General features: G+C 55.6%; 12 protein-coding genes. 5 read left to right on the top strand and 7 right to left on the bottom strand.

The window, feature by feature from the left end:
• Nucleotides 1–225 precede the first annotated feature (225 nt).
• The gene (locus tag RC74_RS16400; RefSeq protein WP_039003664.1) at nt 226–3,033 is read left to right on the top strand and encodes an AMP-binding protein; all 2,808 of its coding nucleotides are present in this window, start codon (nt 226–228) and stop codon (nt 3,031–3,033) included.
• 4 nt (nt 3,034–3,037) lie between these two features.
• Here RC74_RS16400 and RC74_RS16395 read toward each other — a convergent pair whose 3' ends face one another.
• Nucleotides 3,038–3,802 carry an SDR family NAD(P)-dependent oxidoreductase gene (locus RC74_RS16395; protein ID WP_039003643.1) on the bottom strand — a complete coding sequence of 255 codons (765 nt, stop codon included), beginning with the start codon at nt 3,800–3,802 and terminating at the stop codon, nt 3,038–3,040.
• A gap of 340 nt (nt 3,803–4,142) precedes the next feature.
• On the opposite strand from RC74_RS16395, the gene RC74_RS16390 reads away from it, so the two are divergent.
• Nucleotides 4,143–4,712, top strand: a complete 570-nt coding sequence (locus RC74_RS16390) for a hypothetical protein (RefSeq protein WP_039003642.1) — start codon at nt 4,143–4,145, stop codon at nt 4,710–4,712.
• A gap of 24 nt (nt 4,713–4,736) precedes the next feature.
• Here RC74_RS16390 and RC74_RS16385 read toward each other — a convergent pair whose 3' ends face one another.
• From RC74_RS16385 to RC74_RS16360, 6 genes are read right to left on the bottom strand one after another with little or no spacing between them, the layout of a single operon-like run.
• Nucleotides 4,737–5,591, bottom strand: a complete 855-nt coding sequence (locus tag RC74_RS16385; RefSeq protein WP_039003641.1) for a carbohydrate kinase family protein — start codon at nt 5,589–5,591, stop codon at nt 4,737–4,739.
• On the bottom strand, nt 5,588–6,646 hold the full coding sequence (locus tag RC74_RS16380; RefSeq protein WP_039003640.1) for an ABC transporter ATP-binding protein: 1,059 nt from the start codon (nt 6,644–6,646) through the stop codon (nt 5,588–5,590). Before RC74_RS16380 ends, RC74_RS16385 begins: the two co-directional genes overlap by 4 nt.
• Before the next feature lie 2 nt (nt 6,647–6,648).
• Nucleotides 6,649–8,127, bottom strand: coding sequence for an argininosuccinate lyase (gene argH, locus RC74_RS16375; protein WP_039003639.1), 1,479 nt, complete (start codon nt 8,125–8,127; stop codon nt 6,649–6,651).
• Nucleotides 8,124–8,993, bottom strand: coding sequence for a carbohydrate ABC transporter permease (locus tag RC74_RS16370; RefSeq protein WP_052275003.1), 870 nt, complete (start codon nt 8,991–8,993; stop codon nt 8,124–8,126). The genes argH and RC74_RS16370 overlap by 4 nt, the downstream gene beginning before the upstream one ends.
• On the bottom strand, nt 8,993–9,880 hold the full coding sequence (locus RC74_RS16365) for a carbohydrate ABC transporter permease (protein WP_039003638.1): 888 nt from the start codon (nt 9,878–9,880) through the stop codon (nt 8,993–8,995). The genes RC74_RS16370 and RC74_RS16365 overlap by 1 nt, the downstream gene beginning before the upstream one ends.
• A gap of 60 nt (nt 9,881–9,940) precedes the next feature.
• The gene (locus RC74_RS16360; RefSeq protein WP_039003637.1) at nt 9,941–11,200 is read right to left on the bottom strand and encodes an extracellular solute-binding protein; all 1,260 of its coding nucleotides are present in this window, start codon (nt 11,198–11,200) and stop codon (nt 9,941–9,943) included.
• Nucleotides 11,201–11,305: 105 nt separating this feature from the next.
• On the opposite strand from RC74_RS16360, the gene RC74_RS16355 reads away from it, so the two are divergent.
• The 3 genes from RC74_RS16355 to RC74_RS16345 are packed head-to-tail and all read left to right on the top strand — an operon-like array spanning nt 11,306 to nt 15,671.
• Nucleotides 11,306–12,472 carry an ROK family transcriptional regulator gene (locus RC74_RS16355; RefSeq protein ID WP_039003636.1) on the top strand — a complete coding sequence of 389 codons (1,167 nt, stop codon included), beginning with the start codon at nt 11,306–11,308 and terminating at the stop codon, nt 12,470–12,472.
• A gap of 12 nt (nt 12,473–12,484) precedes the next feature.
• Entirely contained in the window at nt 12,485–14,824 is a 2,340-nt protein-coding gene (locus tag RC74_RS16350) for a PIG-L family deacetylase (protein WP_039003635.1), read from the top strand.
• A complete protein-coding gene (locus RC74_RS16345) occupies nt 14,808–15,671 on the top strand; it encodes a DMT family transporter (protein WP_039003634.1) in 864 nt (287 codons plus the stop codon). Before RC74_RS16350 ends, RC74_RS16345 begins: the two co-directional genes overlap by 17 nt.
• Nucleotides 15,672–15,953 lie beyond the last annotated feature (282 nt).

Genomic DNA, 15,953 nt, shown 5'->3' with positions numbered 1-15,953 from the left:
GCATTAAGGAACCTGCGCCACCTCAAAAGGGGGCGCAGGTTGCGCATCTGTGGGGCAAACGCAGCAACAAGCCGTTTAACGCGGGCATCATAGATAGTCGCGTCCCAAACGATTTAAAATCGCTTGGCATCTTGACCTTCTTGTCCAAAATCAAGATACCAAGTTTATGTCGCATATGGGACGAATAAGGTCGTTTCTTGTTTCGCGAATGACTTGGATTTTTCATTGACCCAGAGCACAACAGTCCCGAGAAAACTGGCGCAAGCGCTGCAGGATCATGCCGATTTGACGGCCCTTGTGGACTGCGACCTTACCCTCAGTTATGGGCAATTGGCGGATTGCATTGATCGGCTGGCAATTCACCTTCCGTCAAACGGCACCGTTGCAATTTTTGGCAAGCCCTCCGTTAATTTCGGCGCGGTTGCAACGGCTTGCGTGGTTCTGGGGCGTCCTTTTGTGCATCTGGACCCCGCGATGCCTACAGATGTTTTAACGAATATCGTCGCCGAACTTGCGATAGACGTGGTGTTCCTGTGCCAAGCGCCCAAGACTGGCCAATTGCCCGCGACCTGCCAGTATATCGACGCGCCAACAATCCTGAAAACCCCCGCAAACAGGCCGCCACAATCGATCGTTGCGGCGGATGTCGCGCCGGACGATATAATTTATGTGGTTGCGACATCGGGCACCACGGGCAAGCCGAAATGCATCCCCGTGACACATCAATCTGCCCACCTGTCGTATGAGTGGCGCGATGAATTTACGCCCTATGATCCACAGCACACCGTCGGCATTTATATCTTTGCGATCTGGGAAATGTTTCGCCCCCTGCGGGATGGCGCGAAACTCTGTTTTCCGCGTTTTAATGAACTCCTGAACCCCGATGATCTTGCGGCGTTCCTGACCCGTCACACCGTGACCGAGATGCTTTTCACCCCCTCCGCGCTTGAAAAAATCCTCCAGACCACGACCGCCAAGGTGGCCCAAAATGTACCCCTGCAACGGGTGATTTTGAATGGCGAAGTTGTGAGCGATGATTTGGTTGCTGCGGTGCGGGAAAAACTGCCAAACGTCACGCTCTGGAACCTCTATAGCATTTGCGAAACCCACGATATTTCGATGACCAAAGTGTCGGGGCCGCAAGGCCGTGCGGGGGCGGCTTCCGTGGGCGTTGCGATGCCACATATCAAGGCGGTGGTTCTGGATGATAGCGATCAAATCTGTGCCGCGGGGCAACCTGGATTGTTGCATTTCGAAGGCCCAAGAATGCTCGGCCCCGGTTATGTGAACCGTCCTGAGGAAACGGCGCTGCGGTTTCGCGAGTTGACCCTGAACGGCCAATTTACACGCCTCTATGATACGGGTGACCAAGGGTATGTCACAGCAGACGGCAGCATTCATGTTATGGGCCGCGTGGCGCATATGCTCAAGCTGCGTGGACATAGTATCCAAACCCGCGACCTGACGGAATCGCTGCACAATTTCATCGCGTTTTCGCAGGCGGTGCCATGGATTCAAGAGATAGATGGGCAAGGCAAAGCCCTCGTGCTCTATTATTGCGCCAATCCCGCACAGTCAGGCGAAAATCGTGCTAAATGGGGACTTGAGGCGGGCGAAAATCGGCTTCCTGCCGCGCTCTCCCAAGCCCTGCGCGCGGAACTGCCTTTCTACTGTATTCCAAGCTTTTTGGTGCAGCTTGATACTATGCCCGTCAATGCGGTCTCGGGAAAATGCGATTACAAAGCCCTGCCCAGAATTAACGCAATCGTTGCCGACGATGCGGCCACAACCGACGTCTTACCAACGGTCGCAAAAGCTGCTGAAATCATGTGCTGCCCTGCCGCGACACTCGATCCCAGCCTGTCGTTTCACGACCAAGGCGGCGACTCCCTGATGGCGGTGAATCTCCTCCTCGCTCTTGAGGCCGCCTATGGCTGTCGCGTCGATTTCGACTTTGCGCTGAACGTTCCCTTGGGGCGTTTGCACGACATTCTCTCGTCATCTGCAACGCGACCACAGGCGCACGGCAGCTTCGAGCGGTCGGGTATTTTGCTGACGGGGGCCACGGGATTCCTCGGCAGTCGCGTGATGGCTGCCGCCGCGCGGACTTTGCCGGACGGTGATGTCATCTATTGCCTCATCCGCCCCAAACGCCGCGACGCAATCGACCGATTGCACGCGATCGCAGCCGAACAGGGCGTGGATACCGCGCGACTGGTCCTTATTTCCGCAGCAATTGAAGACGTGCATTTTGGCCTTGATACCGCCGATTATACAACCCTCACATCCCGCGTCCGCAGCGTGATTCATTGCGCGGCGATGGTGAATCTTGCGGTTGATCGCGATCATATGGAGGTCTGGTCACAGGCTGGCATCGCCAATATTCTTCAGTTCTGTCGCGATGCTTCTGCGGATTTGCGGTTCTCGTCCACTTCAGCGGTTTTTGCCGATACAGGAGGCCCTTACGATGAGGCCGCGACAGAGATTTATCCACATTGTTCGGGATATGGCGCGGCAAAAATCGAGGCCGAACATCAGATCGCCAAGTCAGGCGTATCGGCGGCCATTGTCCGGTTGCCGTCTTTGTATGATCTGGACGTGCCCAACAGCAAAGACATCTATGAGGTCATTATGGCCGCTTGTGCCCAAATCAAGGCCGTTCCCGAAGGCTTTGCGTTTCGAATGATCGATGTTCACGCGGCGGCACGGTTTCTCGCCGATTTGATCCCCACTGAGGGGGCGCGGTATTTCAACCTGACGCCAAATCAATACGCCACAACGGCACTATTGCCAGAGGCCGCAGAAATTGCAGTGATCCCCGTTGAGAATTGGCTGCGCGCAGCGCCCTTGTCCGATGCGGAACGGGCCCTCATTGCCTCGGACCTCACAGCACTAAAAGCAACAGCAACCCTGACCCACGCCGCCGCACAGAAAATGTGGGAGGGCATAACGGAGCAGTCGTTTGCCTCTCTTTCTAACCCCGCCGAACTTTTGGCCCGACGGGTTATTCCTCTCGCGAAATCAGTGAGTTAACACCCTACCAAAGCGATCCCGCGTTAACTTGAATGTCTTCCATGGTGATCGCTCGTCCAGCATCGCTCACAAGGAAGGCCACAAGTTCGGCTATCTCTTCGGGTTGTACGAGCGCGCCTTGTGGATTGGAGGCCTCGTATTTCGCCTGTACCTCAGCGCGCGTGGCGTCCGTTTCGGCCACTTCCTGATCGACAAATTGCTTGAGCATTTCTGTCTCAACCCATGTCGGGCTGATGCTGATGCAGGTAATCCCATGCGCCGCACCCTCAAGGCTGACACAGCGTCCCAAGCCCAAAAGACCCGCCTTAGACGCGCAATAAGCCGCGTTATCAATCATGCCATTGTGCGCCGCGACAGAGGCGAGGTTTATGATCCGGCCCCAGTTTTGTGCCTTCATCAATGGCATCACCGCGCGGATCATTTTGAACGTGCCGGTCAAGTTGGTGTCAATCGTATCGTCCCAAAGCTTGTCGGAATGATCAATGACGCCCGCTTCTTCATAGACGCCAGCCGTGTTGACCAGAATATCCACTTGGCCATGCAAGGCCACGACGTCCCCTACAAACTTAGCAACGCTTTCGCTGTCGCGCACATCAAGCGGCGCAACGTGAATTTGCGCACCAACCGCGGCATGTAGCTTCGCCACGACTTCGGCATCGCCACCGCGCCGCGCCCCAATGCAAACCACCGTTCCAGAGGCATGTAACCGCTTGGCAATCGCAAGGCCCATGCCCGACAGGCCACCACTGATGATCGCAATTTTTTTCATAACTTGTTCCGCCTATTCGTCGTTGCACGATTGGTCGCCCTCGTCTTATGTCGAGGTAGGCGGTAAATTTCAATCAACGAATAGGCCTGAAAAAGGCAGATATTGCATCAACTACGAGGCCGCGTGATATTTGATTGCTGTCGCACAATGAAGCTACAAATCGACATTGCTCACGAATGCGTTACCGAAGGGTCGCATCCCTTGTTTATATATCTGTTACAATTATGTGTTGTGGCCGCTTCCAAGACATCAAATAATTGAGCCCCCACCAATGTTCACTTCTTTTTCCGGCAGTAGCCGCAGATTATGGTATTGGTTACGCATTGCATTTGCGATGGGAATGGCCGTCGTTTTAATTGGTGTTGCGGATCGAGCTTTCCCTTTAAATACAAGCGAAGACGGCTTTATCGAGGAGGCCGAGTTGTTCGTCATTATCGGCATGGTGCTCGCCTGGGCCATTGCCGCAGTTAAGGCCGCGCGAAGCCATGACGAATTCCGTGCGGGTATCATGGCCGTTAGCCTTGCGTTCACTGCCGTATCCTTTGCAGGTGTCGGGCGCGAGACGACTTGGGGTGCGATATACGGACTGGACCCCGCAACCGTGAATGTCTTGATGATGACGTCTGCGATAATCGTGATTTTGTTGCTTGCAGGCGCCTTTACACTGATCGTGACGCACCTCAAGGTCTCCAAAGCTTTCCTAAGGAGATTCATCACGTCGCGCCCGATGGGTTGGATTCTATGTGGGTTAATATTGTTTGCCATTGGCGCGGCGTTTGAGGAAAACTTTTTAAAAGTCGAGCCGCATCAACTTTTCGAGGAAGTCTTCGAGTTCTTGGCCTATCTCTGTATTATTTTCAGCGCCGTATCACTTGTCTCGACGCTGGGCGCCAAAAATTCCTCCAGTTAATGACAGCGAAGGAATGAGCACGTCTTAGGCCCGTTTCAAATAGCTAGCACCACCAAGGGATTGCACCGCCGCAGACCCGCAGGCGTTGCCTTTTGCCAAGCATTCGTTCAACGGGGCTTGCTCTAGCCAACACGCTAAGAAACCCGCGTTAAACGAGTCGCCTGCACCGGTGGCATCAATGACCTCAACTTGGGCGGTGGTGTTGTGGGTCCAAGCGCCGTCTGTTAAGGTCCGCGCACGGGCGCCATTCTTGCCGCATTTCACAACGGTGAGCGGCGCGCAGACTTCTGGTACGCCGATGGCCAAAAGGGCGGCAGCCTCGCTTTCACTGGGCAAAAATACGTCAACGGCGGCGATTAATTCGGCAACATCTGCATCGAACACATCCTGCCAACCACAATCCAGCGAAACCGTAAGCCCTGCGGCCCGCGCGTGGTCCAGCAAAGAGGGCGTTTCACGTAATGTACTTAATTCGCCGATGTGCAAATGTGAGAAGCCCGTAAAATCAACCACCGCCGGATCAGGGGTGGCAGGACCATCGGCGCGGGTCAAAAAGGCGCGATCCTCCGCGTTGGCCATCACGACGGTTATCTGTGGATCGGTGCCAATAGCGGCGCGTTTACAGTCGGTTGCGGCAATCCCGTGCGCGTTCATATCCGCCAAAACGGTCGCATCGAACGGCGCGGCAGGCAGGGTCGAAAACTGCCGAACCGGATGCCCCAAAGCAACCAAAGTGGCCCCCGTAATGAAGGCCCCTCCTCCCGCATGCAGCGACAGTTTCGGCGCAAAAACCTCGGTTCCTGCTGTTGGAAGACGGGGCGTGTTTGCGAAAACCAGATCACAGTAGAGCCTACCGGCACACATGATCGGCTTCTTCATGTCAGCGCCTCTCCACTCTCGGTGTCAAAGACATGCAGGTTTTCGGCATCCGCACCAAGGTGCACTGTTTCCCCAACTTCGGGCGGCGTTCTGCCATCTGCTTTGGCGATGATTTCGCCGGAGGGTGTTTCGACATAAATCAAGGTCTCTGACCCCAAAGGCTCGCGCAGAACCACCTTGCCTGTGAGAATCGGATTTGCGCTAGCAGGATGCAGATCATCTGGACGAACACCCAAAAGAACACTTTGGTTTTTGTTCGCGGTGAGCGTCGGCACATTGACGGTTTGACCAGAGGCAAGCGTGACGACCGTGCCGTCAATCTGACCTTCCAGCAAGTTCATAGAGGGCGCACCGATGAAGCGTGCCACAAAGGTATTTGCGGGTTTGTGGAACACCTCGGCAGGGGTTCCGACCTGCTGAATATACCCGTCTTTCATGATGACAATCCGGTCGGCCATGGTCATGGCTTCGACCTGATCGTGGGTCACAAAAATAATTGTATTGCCAACGCGTTGATGGAGTTTTTTGATCTCAAGCCGCATTTGAGTGCGCAGTTGTGCATCAAGGTTCGAGAGGGGTTCATCAAACAGGAACACCGCAGGGTCACGCACCATCGCGCGCCCAATCGCAACACGTTGACGTTGGCCGCCGGACAGTTGGTTGGGTTTGCGGTCAAGCAGATTGACCATATCAAGAATTTCCGCAACTTCTTGAATACGCTTCTCTTTATCTGCCTTCGGCATCTTAGATGACCGCAAACCAAAGGCGATATTCTTTTTGACCGACATATGCGGATAGATTGCATAGTTCTGGAAAACCATCGCGATATCGCGTTCTTTGGGCTCAAGATTGTTTACTTCGCGCCCGCCGATTTCGATGATACCCGAGGAGGTTTCCTCAAGCCCCGCGATCATGCGCAGGGTCGTCGATTTGCCACAGCCAGAAGGGCCAACAAAGACCACAAATTCGCCATCGGCAACATCCAGAGAGATGCCGTGCAGCACCTCTGTTTTGCCGTAAGATTTCGTTAAGTTACGCAGGGCAAGATTGGCCAAGGTCAGATCTCCAGCAGTTGAGTGAAGGCATTGGTGCGAGAGGTATCGGCGGTGGAAATGCGCTGTTTTCGCATATCGCCGGAGGTGCAGAGGGTTTGCGTGGCGCGTGCACTGTCATCCAGTGCGCTTGCTAGTGCCGCAGGGGCTGGGCCGCCGATGCGATCCCGCAACGCCACGAAATTTTCAGGGCTAACTGCCGTGCGAAACGCTGTGTCGTCCATTACCGTTGCGCGGTCTGTCGCGGTTTGAAATGCCGCCTGAAACGTGGTGAACCCCTCGGAAAGAGGCGCGCCGTCAAGGTTGCGAGCAACATGGGCCGCGATCTCGTGGGCTTGACGAAAGGTCAGCCCCTCGTCGCGCACAAGCGTATCGGCAAGCTCGGTGATCGTGATGCTCGCGGCATCGGTATTACGGCGCACTTTTGCGGCATTGATTGAACTCGCGGGGAGGAAAGCCGTCAAAAGTTCGAGCACCCGACCGCCACTTTCAAAGGCCGCATAGCCTGCTTGTTGCACCTCGCCTTCGCTGTCGTTCATATCGGTAAACGGCGTGTTGTGCATCGTATTCACCACCATATCGCAGCGCCCACAGGTAACGGACGCGAGGTGGCGCATATGTTCAATCGGCACCGGATTGCGTTTTTGCGGCATGATCGAACTGACCTGCACCAGCGCGTTGGGCACATAGAGTTGCGCCACTTCAAAGCTGGACCAGAACGCCAGATCTTGCACCACGCGCCCCAAATGCAGGAACACAAGTTTAACGGCGGAATAGAGCCCCGTGACGTAATCCACACTGGCGATACAGCCGTAGGAGTTTACCAGTGGCCCTTCAAATCCAAGCAACTCCGCCATACGAGTGCGGTCGATAGGGAACCCAGACGTGGTGATCGCGGCGGCGCCCATTGGACTGTGACCAAGGTTGTCGATTGCTGCAGATAGGCGCTCGCCGTCACGGCTCAACACTTCGATCATGGCGGCAAGGTAGTGGCCAAATGTCGTTGGTTGTGCGGGTTGGCCGTGGGTATAGGCGACGATCAACGTGTTGGACTCTGCTCGGGCTTTTTCGATCAAGGCTTTGGACAAGGTTGTAAGCTGATCCAACATTGCTTCGGCACGGAGGCGCAGCGCCATTTTGAACAGAGTGTGATCCATATCGTTGCGGGAACGCGCTGTGTGCAGCGCCCCACCAAGGTCACCCAACCGACGGCGCAACTCGGCCTCCACAAAGAAGAAATAATCCTCATACTCGCCCGTATAGGTTAGGGCCGCGATATCGGTTTCCGCGTCAATCGCCTCTAGAGCCTGCGCGATTTTGCGCCCGTCCTGTGCCGACAAAATCTTGGTTTCAACAAGCATCACCAAATGGGCGCGGTTTATCGCCGCCATATGTCCCGCGTAGTGGGTTTTGACCCCCTCAAAAAGCGGTGCAAGCACGGTGTCTTTATAGGTCGGGTCCGGAAAAATCGAAGTATCTGTCATCCTTTTAGTCCCGCCATTACTACGCCTCTGATAATAAACCGCTGAAAAATAAGGAACACAATCAACGTCGGGATCGTCGAAATCGCCGCCCCCGTCATGATCAACTCCCACGCCACATCCGCCTCGTCGCCAAAGCCAGACAGGCCAACGGGGATGGTGTACATATCAACCGAATTGGTCACGATCAGCGGCCAAAGGAACGCTGTCCAATTGCCGAGAAACACAAAGATCGCAAGCGCGGCCAACGCGGGTTTCACCAAAGGCATGGCGACCGTCCACCAGATTTGCAGCTCGTTCAACCCGTCAATGCGGGCAGCTTCGATGAAATCATCTGGGACGCTTTCAAAGAACTGTTTCATCAGGAAGGTACCGAACGCGGTCATCAAACCGGGGAACATGATGCCCCAATAGCTGTCCAACCAACCAAACGATTGCGACATCAGATACCACGGGATCACCAACATTTCGGTGGGGATCATCAGGGTAGACAGGATGGCGATGAAAACGATCGTGCGCCCCGGAAAGCGGAATTTGCACAAAGTATAGCCGACAAGACTATCAAACAGCAGATTACAGATCGTCGTGATTGTGGCGATAATGGTCGAATTCACAAACCACCAATAGAAGCGCCCGTCCTCAAGAACATAGGCGTAGTTATCCAGTGTCGGCTCATCAGGGATAAGGTTGATATTGTAAACTTCATGCGGCCATTTCAGCGAGGTAGAAATCATATAGGCAATCGGCATCACCATGATAATCCCGCCAAAAAACAACAGCAGCCAACGGATGATCTGGCCCATATTGCGCGGGCGTTTGGCGGGTTGCGCCGTTAGTAAAATTTCGGCGGTGGGAGCGATATGAGACATTATGTGCTCCTCAGCAGGCGGAGTTGAATAAGCGAGACGATCAGCAGGATCGTGAACAAAACAACGGTTTGCGCGGCGGCATATCCCATGTCAAAGCCATTAAAGGCGGTGTCATAGATCATCAACACCAGCGGTTTCGTGGCGTTCAACGGCCCCCCCGGATTGTTAGTGGTCATGTTAAAGACGTGGTCAAAAATCCGCAGAAACCCGATGGATGAGAACACAACGATAAACACTATCGTCGGGCGCAGGAGCGGCAGCGTGATCTGTGTGAGAACGGTAAACCAGCCTACCCCGTCGATCTTGGCTGCTTCGTAATAGCTGGTCGGGATTGACCGAATGCCCGCCATAAAAATGATCACCTGAAACCCAAGTCCTGCCCAAACGGCAGGCGCCAAAACGGCAGGCAACGCGTTGGTGGTTGAATTTAGGAAGCTGATTTGGGGAATGCCAAAACCGGCGAGGATATTATTGAATAGTCCAATCGGCACGTCCTGATAAAACCAGCGCCAAACCCACGCCATCGCTACCGCAGAGGTCATGAATGGGAGGAAATACAGCATCCGTAGAAAGCCATGCATGAATCGCAATTTATCAAGATGGTAGGCAATAATAAAGGACAGTACGAGGCTGATCGGGGTGCCAAGCAACAGGTAAAGAAAGGTATTCTGGAACACTTTCCAAAACACTGCGTCGTTCCAAAGCTTCTCGTAATTATCAAGGCCAGCCCACGTGCGACTGCCCAGTAAGTTCCAATTCTGGAAGCTAATCAGGATCGCGTTTCCCGTCGGATAGAAACGGATGATGCTATAGAAAAGCACGGGAATTGCCAAAAACGCCCAAGCCCATACGATCTGTTTTTGGCGAATAGTGAGGTTGCGATACATGGGGGCCCTACCTTCTTAAAATCCGCCCCGACAGAATATATCGGGGCGGATGTTTCGGTTTTACTTGGCGTAATATTCGTCGAGCATGACTTGCTCGGCTTCTGCTGCAATCGCGAGGCTTTCCGCAGGTTCCATGCCTTCAAGCTGGATCCGCTCCACCATCTCAACAAGCAGTTGGCGCTGGCTGGATTCATTCACGAATTTGGTTGTGTGCGCGTATTCCAACCCACGGATGAACGGACCAAAGACCGGATCATTCGCATTCGCTTCGGTCATACCAACGGAAGGTTTCGCAGGCAGTTCGCCCACAACATCAAGCCAAATCTGCATGGCCTCATCAGAGGTGAGATACTCCATGAACTTGACCGCAGCATCGTACTTTTCGCCCTCAGCTTTGGATGTGATCGCGTTCACCCAATAGGAGGAATAGTTGGATTGCGCCCCATCCAAACCGGATGGCAACTCCGCCACGCCCCACTCAAGTCCGCGTTGATCAGCAAGCGAGCCGATGCGGAACGAGCCGTCAATATGCATCCCTGCACGGCCCGCTTTGAACGCCGCTTGGGGCTCGTCCATAAAGCCGATCGAGGTCACGGGGGATTCGTTCATAAACAAGTTGGTGTAGTAATCCAAAGCCGCAACACCCGCGTCAGTGTTGTAGTTGACGGTTTTGTAATCATCCAGATATGGCTCGCCACCATACTGACGCACCAGACCTTCGCGCCACCAGTGGTGATCTTGCGCGGTCATGCCAGCCGTGATGCCAACCGTCGTCAGATTGCCCGCGCCGTCGCGTTTCGTTAGGGCATTGGCGGTCTCAAGCAATTCATCTAGCGTGGCAGGTGGACCTTCAATCCCCGCCTCTTCAAACAGGCGCTTGTTGTAGAACAGCGCCAAGCTGCGAACGGCCGTTGGCAGCGCCCAATATTGATCGCCATCCTTCATCGCCTGAACCATCGGGAAGAATTCCGCGTCGATTTTATCCGCTGGGAACACGTCCGCCGGCAAGGGCTGGATCAGCTCTGCTTCAACATAGTCGTTCAACCAACCGTAAAACAACTGAACCACATCGGGGCCTTCGCCCGCAGGGATAGCGGCGGCAACCTTGGTGCGGTAGCTGTCATAGGGGAAGTGGTTCATCGTGACCGTAATGTCGGGATTTGCGGCCTCAAAGTTGGTGATCAGCGTCTCCATTGCGTCAACGCGTGCGTCAAAGAAATATTGCCAATACTCAATCTCAACGGCGCTCGCCGTGCTCGTGAACAATGCCGCAGACGACATCATCCCTGCAAATACCAGGCCTTTCAAACGTGTATTCATTTTTAGTCTCCCATTGGTGGCTGTAGCGGTCCATTTTTCGAACTCATGCATCAGGCTTAACTCAAATCAATTGATAATTCAAATGAATTGAGTTAAGCCCATTCCATGGTAGTTTTAAACTTTCAAGAAGGCAGCAATGCCGAACGATCACGGTTCCGAAATCGTCAAGCAGTGCTGGGGCAAGTACGCACAGCGGGCGCCATTGGGCGTGCCGAAATTGCCCGCACCCTGTCGCTCACCACCCAAACCGTCAGCAACATTATCGCAGAGCTGTTGCAAGATGGGATGCTTTTGGAAAACGGCCGCTTGAACGTCGGGCGAGGCCTACCCGCGATGCAATATACGCTAAATCCCCAGGGCGGATATGCGCTTGGAGTTGAGGTGCGCCCCGATGCGATATTTGCCGCGTTATTGGATTTGAACGGTCAAGCCGTCACCACCGAGCGGATCGCCCTTACCAAGACCGAACCAGATGTTGTCATCGCGCATGTAACCGCGCTGTATGCCCGCGCACTAGCCCAAGTACCGACTGCCACGGGACGGATGCTCGGCGCTGGTGTCGTAATGCCCGGCCCTTTTGGGGTAACGGGCATTACGGGTATGGGGACCGATCTCACGGGCTGGCAGGAAGTCGACGCGGAGGCGCTTTTCACCTATGCGTTGAAGTTGCCAGTGGTTCTGAGCAATGACGCCAACGCCGCCGCGATGGCCGAGCGCATCAATGGCGTTGCACAGGATTTTGCGTCCTTTGCCTATCTCTATTTTGGCGCAGGTTTGGGTCTCGGGTTGGTTCAGGGCGGGCAGCTTGTTCGCGGCGCTTATGGCAACGCTGGCGAAATCGGGCACATTCCAGTCAATGGCCACGGCGGCAAACTTGAGGACGGTTTGAGCCGCCACTCGGTACAGCGCCACTTACAACAGGCGGGTAAAGATGCTCATGATATCGACGCGCTGGATCGCCTCTTTCAACAAGGTGATCCCGACTTGATGGCGTGGCTGGAAACAGCCAGCTTAACCCTTGGCCACGCGATCACCATTGTTGAAAACCTCTTTGATCCGCAAACCGTCGTGCTGGGCGGCGCGATGCCAGATGGAATTCTTGACTATCTGGTCGCAAATGCGCCCCTGCCCGAGGTCTCGGTTTCAAACCGTCCCGATGCGCAACACACCCGTTTGATGCGCGGCGCCTCTGGGCGGATGACCGCGACAATGGGCGCGGCGGCCCTCATTTTGAACCGAGCCCTCAGCTCGCCTCTTTCTCACGCTCACTAAAGGACGCGCACCATGCCATTATCCAATCAGGCGCGGATTGCCGCCGAACGAGATCGCCCCCGTATTGTGGCGCTGTGGCAGGCGCTCACCGCGCTAAAATCCACAGTGTCGTTTATGAACACAGGCGCGCATCCTGATGATGAAACCTCTGCGATGCTGGCGGCGATGCGGTTTCGCGACGGGGTGGATATATCTTATGCCTGCTCGACCCGTGGCGAGGGCGGCCAAAACGATATTGGCACCGAAACCGCCGCCGCTCTCGGTACTCTACGTACCGCCGAGATGGAGGCCGCTTGTGACCGTCTTGATCTGCGGATGTATTGGCATTCCACCAGTCCCGAAGACCCAATCACCGATTTCGGCTTCTCCAAATCAGGCGTTGAAACGCTGGGGAAATGGGGCCGCGAGCGCACCCTTGCGCGGTTTGTTGATATCATCCGCACAGAACGCCCCGATATTATCTGCCCCACCTTCCTCGATGTCCCCGGTCAACACGGCCACCACCGCGCAATGACCGAAGCCGCGCATTTGGTCATGGACCTCGCCGCCGATCCTGAATTTTCGGGCAGTGATTTACCCGTCTGGCAGGTCAAGAAAATGTATCTCCCCGCGTGGTCAGGCGCTGGGCAAGCCTATGACGACGATCTGCCGCCGCCACCCGCAACCCTCACAATTGCTGCGACGGGCAAAGATCCCGTCACGGGCTGGAGTTATGCACGGATCGGCCAACAAAGCCGCATGCTACACGCCACACAAGCCATGGGTCGCTGGGTGCCAAACGGCACAGAAACCGATTTCCCATTGCACTTGGCGCATACGCATGTTGCGGGACCAGATGCGGACCTCGCCTCTGGTTTGGCCCAAACATTGCGCGATCTGGGCGGGGCTGATTTAACTGCCGCCCAAGACGCTTGCGATTCCGCCTTGGCTGCCTTTCCAAACGTGTCTGAGGTTTTAAAACACGCGAGCCTCGCCTTACAAGCCCTTCGCAACGCTTCGGAAAATGCCTCTCCTGCACAGCTGTCCGAGTTCGGCCACAAGCTAACCCGCAAAGACCAACAACTCTCCCGCATTATCCAACTTGCGGCGGGCGTTGATGCGCGGGCTTATTTACAGGATGAAAAACTCCACCCCGGTGCAAGCACGACAATATCTAGCGAGTTCTTCGCCGACACGGGCGAGGTGACGCTTGCCCCAAGGCTCCCACAAGGCTGGAGCTTGGATGGCCCGACCTTGACGCTGGCAAACGACGCGTCCATCAGCGATCCCTACCCCGCCATCTATTTGCCGAACCAACCCACAGCCCCTTGCGTTGACGTGACCCTGACGACACATGGCGTCATCACGACGACAAGCCTGCCGTTTGAGGTGCCGCCCGTCGTTGTGCCACAATGCTCAGCCGCCGTGTCACCTGAAGCTGATGTGATCAATCTGGCCCATAGCCGCAGGTCTTTTGTGATTAACGTTAGCGATATTTCCCCACCTTCAGCGCAGGCAGGATTGCGCGTGCCTGACGGTTGGAACGTGACTGAAAGCGAAGGACGCCTCACCGTTACGGTCCCTGAACATGTCGCGGCTGGACACTACGATTTAACCCTGACGCTCGACGGCTTCGAGGCCAGCAGTGTGCGTCATATCCGTCACGACCATATCGCGCCACGCGTCTTGGTACGCCCTGCGATTGCCCAAATCCGTGTGGTGAATGCGGCCCTGCCGGATGTGCGGGTCGGATATATCGGCGGCGGTAATGATCGGGTCGCCACATGGCTGGAACGCATGGGGGCTGAGGTGACGGACCTGTCCAACGTGCCTCTCACCGATGCCACCCTCGCCGCTTTCGACACGTTGGTGATCGGCATTTTTGCGATGAAATTCCGCGCTGGGCTGGCCGAGGCCATGCCCCGCATCCACGATTGGGTCCGCGCGGGCGGCACGCTGGTCACGCTCTATCACCGCCCTTGGGACAATTGGGACCCCGAGACGACAGCGCCCTATCGCCTTGAAATCGGCCAACCTTCCCTGCGTTGGCGGGTTACGGATGAGACCGCCGCCGTCACCGTGCTCGCACCCGATCATCCGCTGTTGTACACCCCCAATCGCATTGACGACGCGGATTGGGCCGATTGGCACAAGGAACGCGGGCTTTATTTTGCCAAGGACTGGGACGATGCCTATACTCCGCTCCTCGCCATGAATGACGCGGGCGAAGCGCCCCTAAAAGGCGCAATTCTTGTGGCGGATGTGGGCTTGGGGCGGCACGTGCATACCTCGCTCATACTGCATCACCAGATGGAAAAACTGACCTCTGGCGGGTTCCGATTGATGGCCAACCTCCTTGCCAAACGAAGCTGAACACTCCCGCAACGGGCTAGCTGCTGGTTGGCTGCTCACTGATATGGCGCTGAATATTTGGGCGTTGTCGATCGTTAAGGCCTTGGGGCTTGGCTATCCTGCGTTTCAACTGGTGTTTTTGCGTGCGGGGGTGGGGCTTTTGCTGATGCTGCCGTGGATATGGCGCTATCGACAGGCGTTTATCGGGATACAAGACCTCCACCTGCATGCGTTGCGGGTGGCGTTTTCCGCCACAGCCCTCACCGCGAGTTTCTTTGCGATCACGCGGTTGCCGCTGGCGCTGTTCACTGCGGTAAGCTTTACCCGCCCGATCCTAACGATGCTTGCCGCCGCGTGGTTGTTGCGCGAAGTCATCACCCGTGACCGCTGGATCGCCGCAGCCATTGGCTTCGTTGGCGTTCTTATCGCTGTTGATCCGTCGGGGTTTTCTGGCAACTGGGGGCTGGCCGCGCAAGTCTTGGTGGTTTTCGCCGCAACGGGTGCGGTGATCACCACCCGCAGGCTGGTCGCCGCGCCGACCGTGGTGATGATGACCTTCTACACGGCGGGCCTGACCGTGATCACCGCCCCCTTCGCCGTTCTGGCTTGGGAACCCGTGCCCCTGCCCCAATGGCCCTTGCTCCTCGCCATTGGCGTCTTCGCACAATCCGCGCAGTTTTGCTTCCTGCGCGCGCACCGCTACGGGCAAGCGGGGTATTTGTCAGTTCTTTCTTACGCCAGTTTGGTGTTCTCGACGACGGTCGGGTATCTGGTCTTTGACGAGATACCCAAACCTGCATTTTGGGCCGGTGCCGCGCTGATTATCGCCGCCACATTATGGATCACAATGCGGCGACATCAAAAATAGAGCGTTAAAACTCGTCCGCCTGCTTTCAACTTGCGCGCAAGGACGGTGTCGGCGGAATGATGCCGGATGGCCCTTAAAAGTAACGAAAACGAGAGCGGTTTGTTATGCCGATTGTTTGATAACACATGGACAATGCGCGATGGATTGAGGATAAGGCGCGTATGCAGATGGCTCGGACCTCTTTATCATTATTGTTGATGCTGATTATGTTGCCTTGGGGCGCATATGCTGGCAACGCTATGGCCTCTAAGCCTACGCCATATAAGCATCAATTATCATCGG

The sequence above is a fragment of the Falsihalocynthiibacter arcticus genome, from assembly GCF_000812665.2.
Classification (GTDB): domain Bacteria; phylum Pseudomonadota; class Alphaproteobacteria; order Rhodobacterales; family Rhodobacteraceae; genus Falsihalocynthiibacter; species Falsihalocynthiibacter arcticus.
The sequence above is the reverse complement of the archived record's forward strand: the minus strand, read 5'-3'. Positions and strand labels throughout refer to the sequence as shown.

Coding starts and splice junctions, on each gene's coding strand:
- RC74_RS16395 (WP_039003643.1), bottom strand. CDS start 3,802: ATGAAAAAAATTGCGATCATCAGTGGTGGCCTGTCGGGCATGGGCCTT.
- RC74_RS16390 (WP_039003642.1), top strand. CDS start 4,143: ATGGCCGTCGTTTTAATTGGTGTTGCGGATCGAGCTTTCCCTTTAAAT.
- RC74_RS16385 (WP_039003641.1), bottom strand. CDS start 5,591: ATGAAGAAGCCGATCATGTGTGCCGGTAGGCTCTACTGTGATCTGGTT.
- argH (WP_039003639.1), bottom strand. CDS start 8,127: ATGACAGATACTTCGATTTTTCCGGACCCGACCTATAAAGACACCGTG.
- RC74_RS16370 (WP_052275003.1), bottom strand. CDS start 8,993: ATGTCTCATATCGCTCCCACCGCCGAAATTTTACTAACGGCGCAACCC.
- RC74_RS16365 (WP_039003638.1), bottom strand. CDS start 9,880: ATGTATCGCAACCTCACTATTCGCCAAAAACAGATCGTATGGGCTTGG.
- RC74_RS16360 (WP_039003637.1), bottom strand. CDS start 11,200: ATGAATACACGTTTGAAAGGCCTGGTATTTGCAGGGATGATGTCGTCT.
- RC74_RS16355 (WP_039003636.1), top strand. CDS start 11,306: ATGGTAGTTTTAAACTTTCAAGAAGGCAGCAATGCCGAACGATCACGG.
- RC74_RS16350 (WP_039003635.1), top strand. CDS start 12,485: ATGCCATTATCCAATCAGGCGCGGATTGCCGCCGAACGAGATCGCCCC.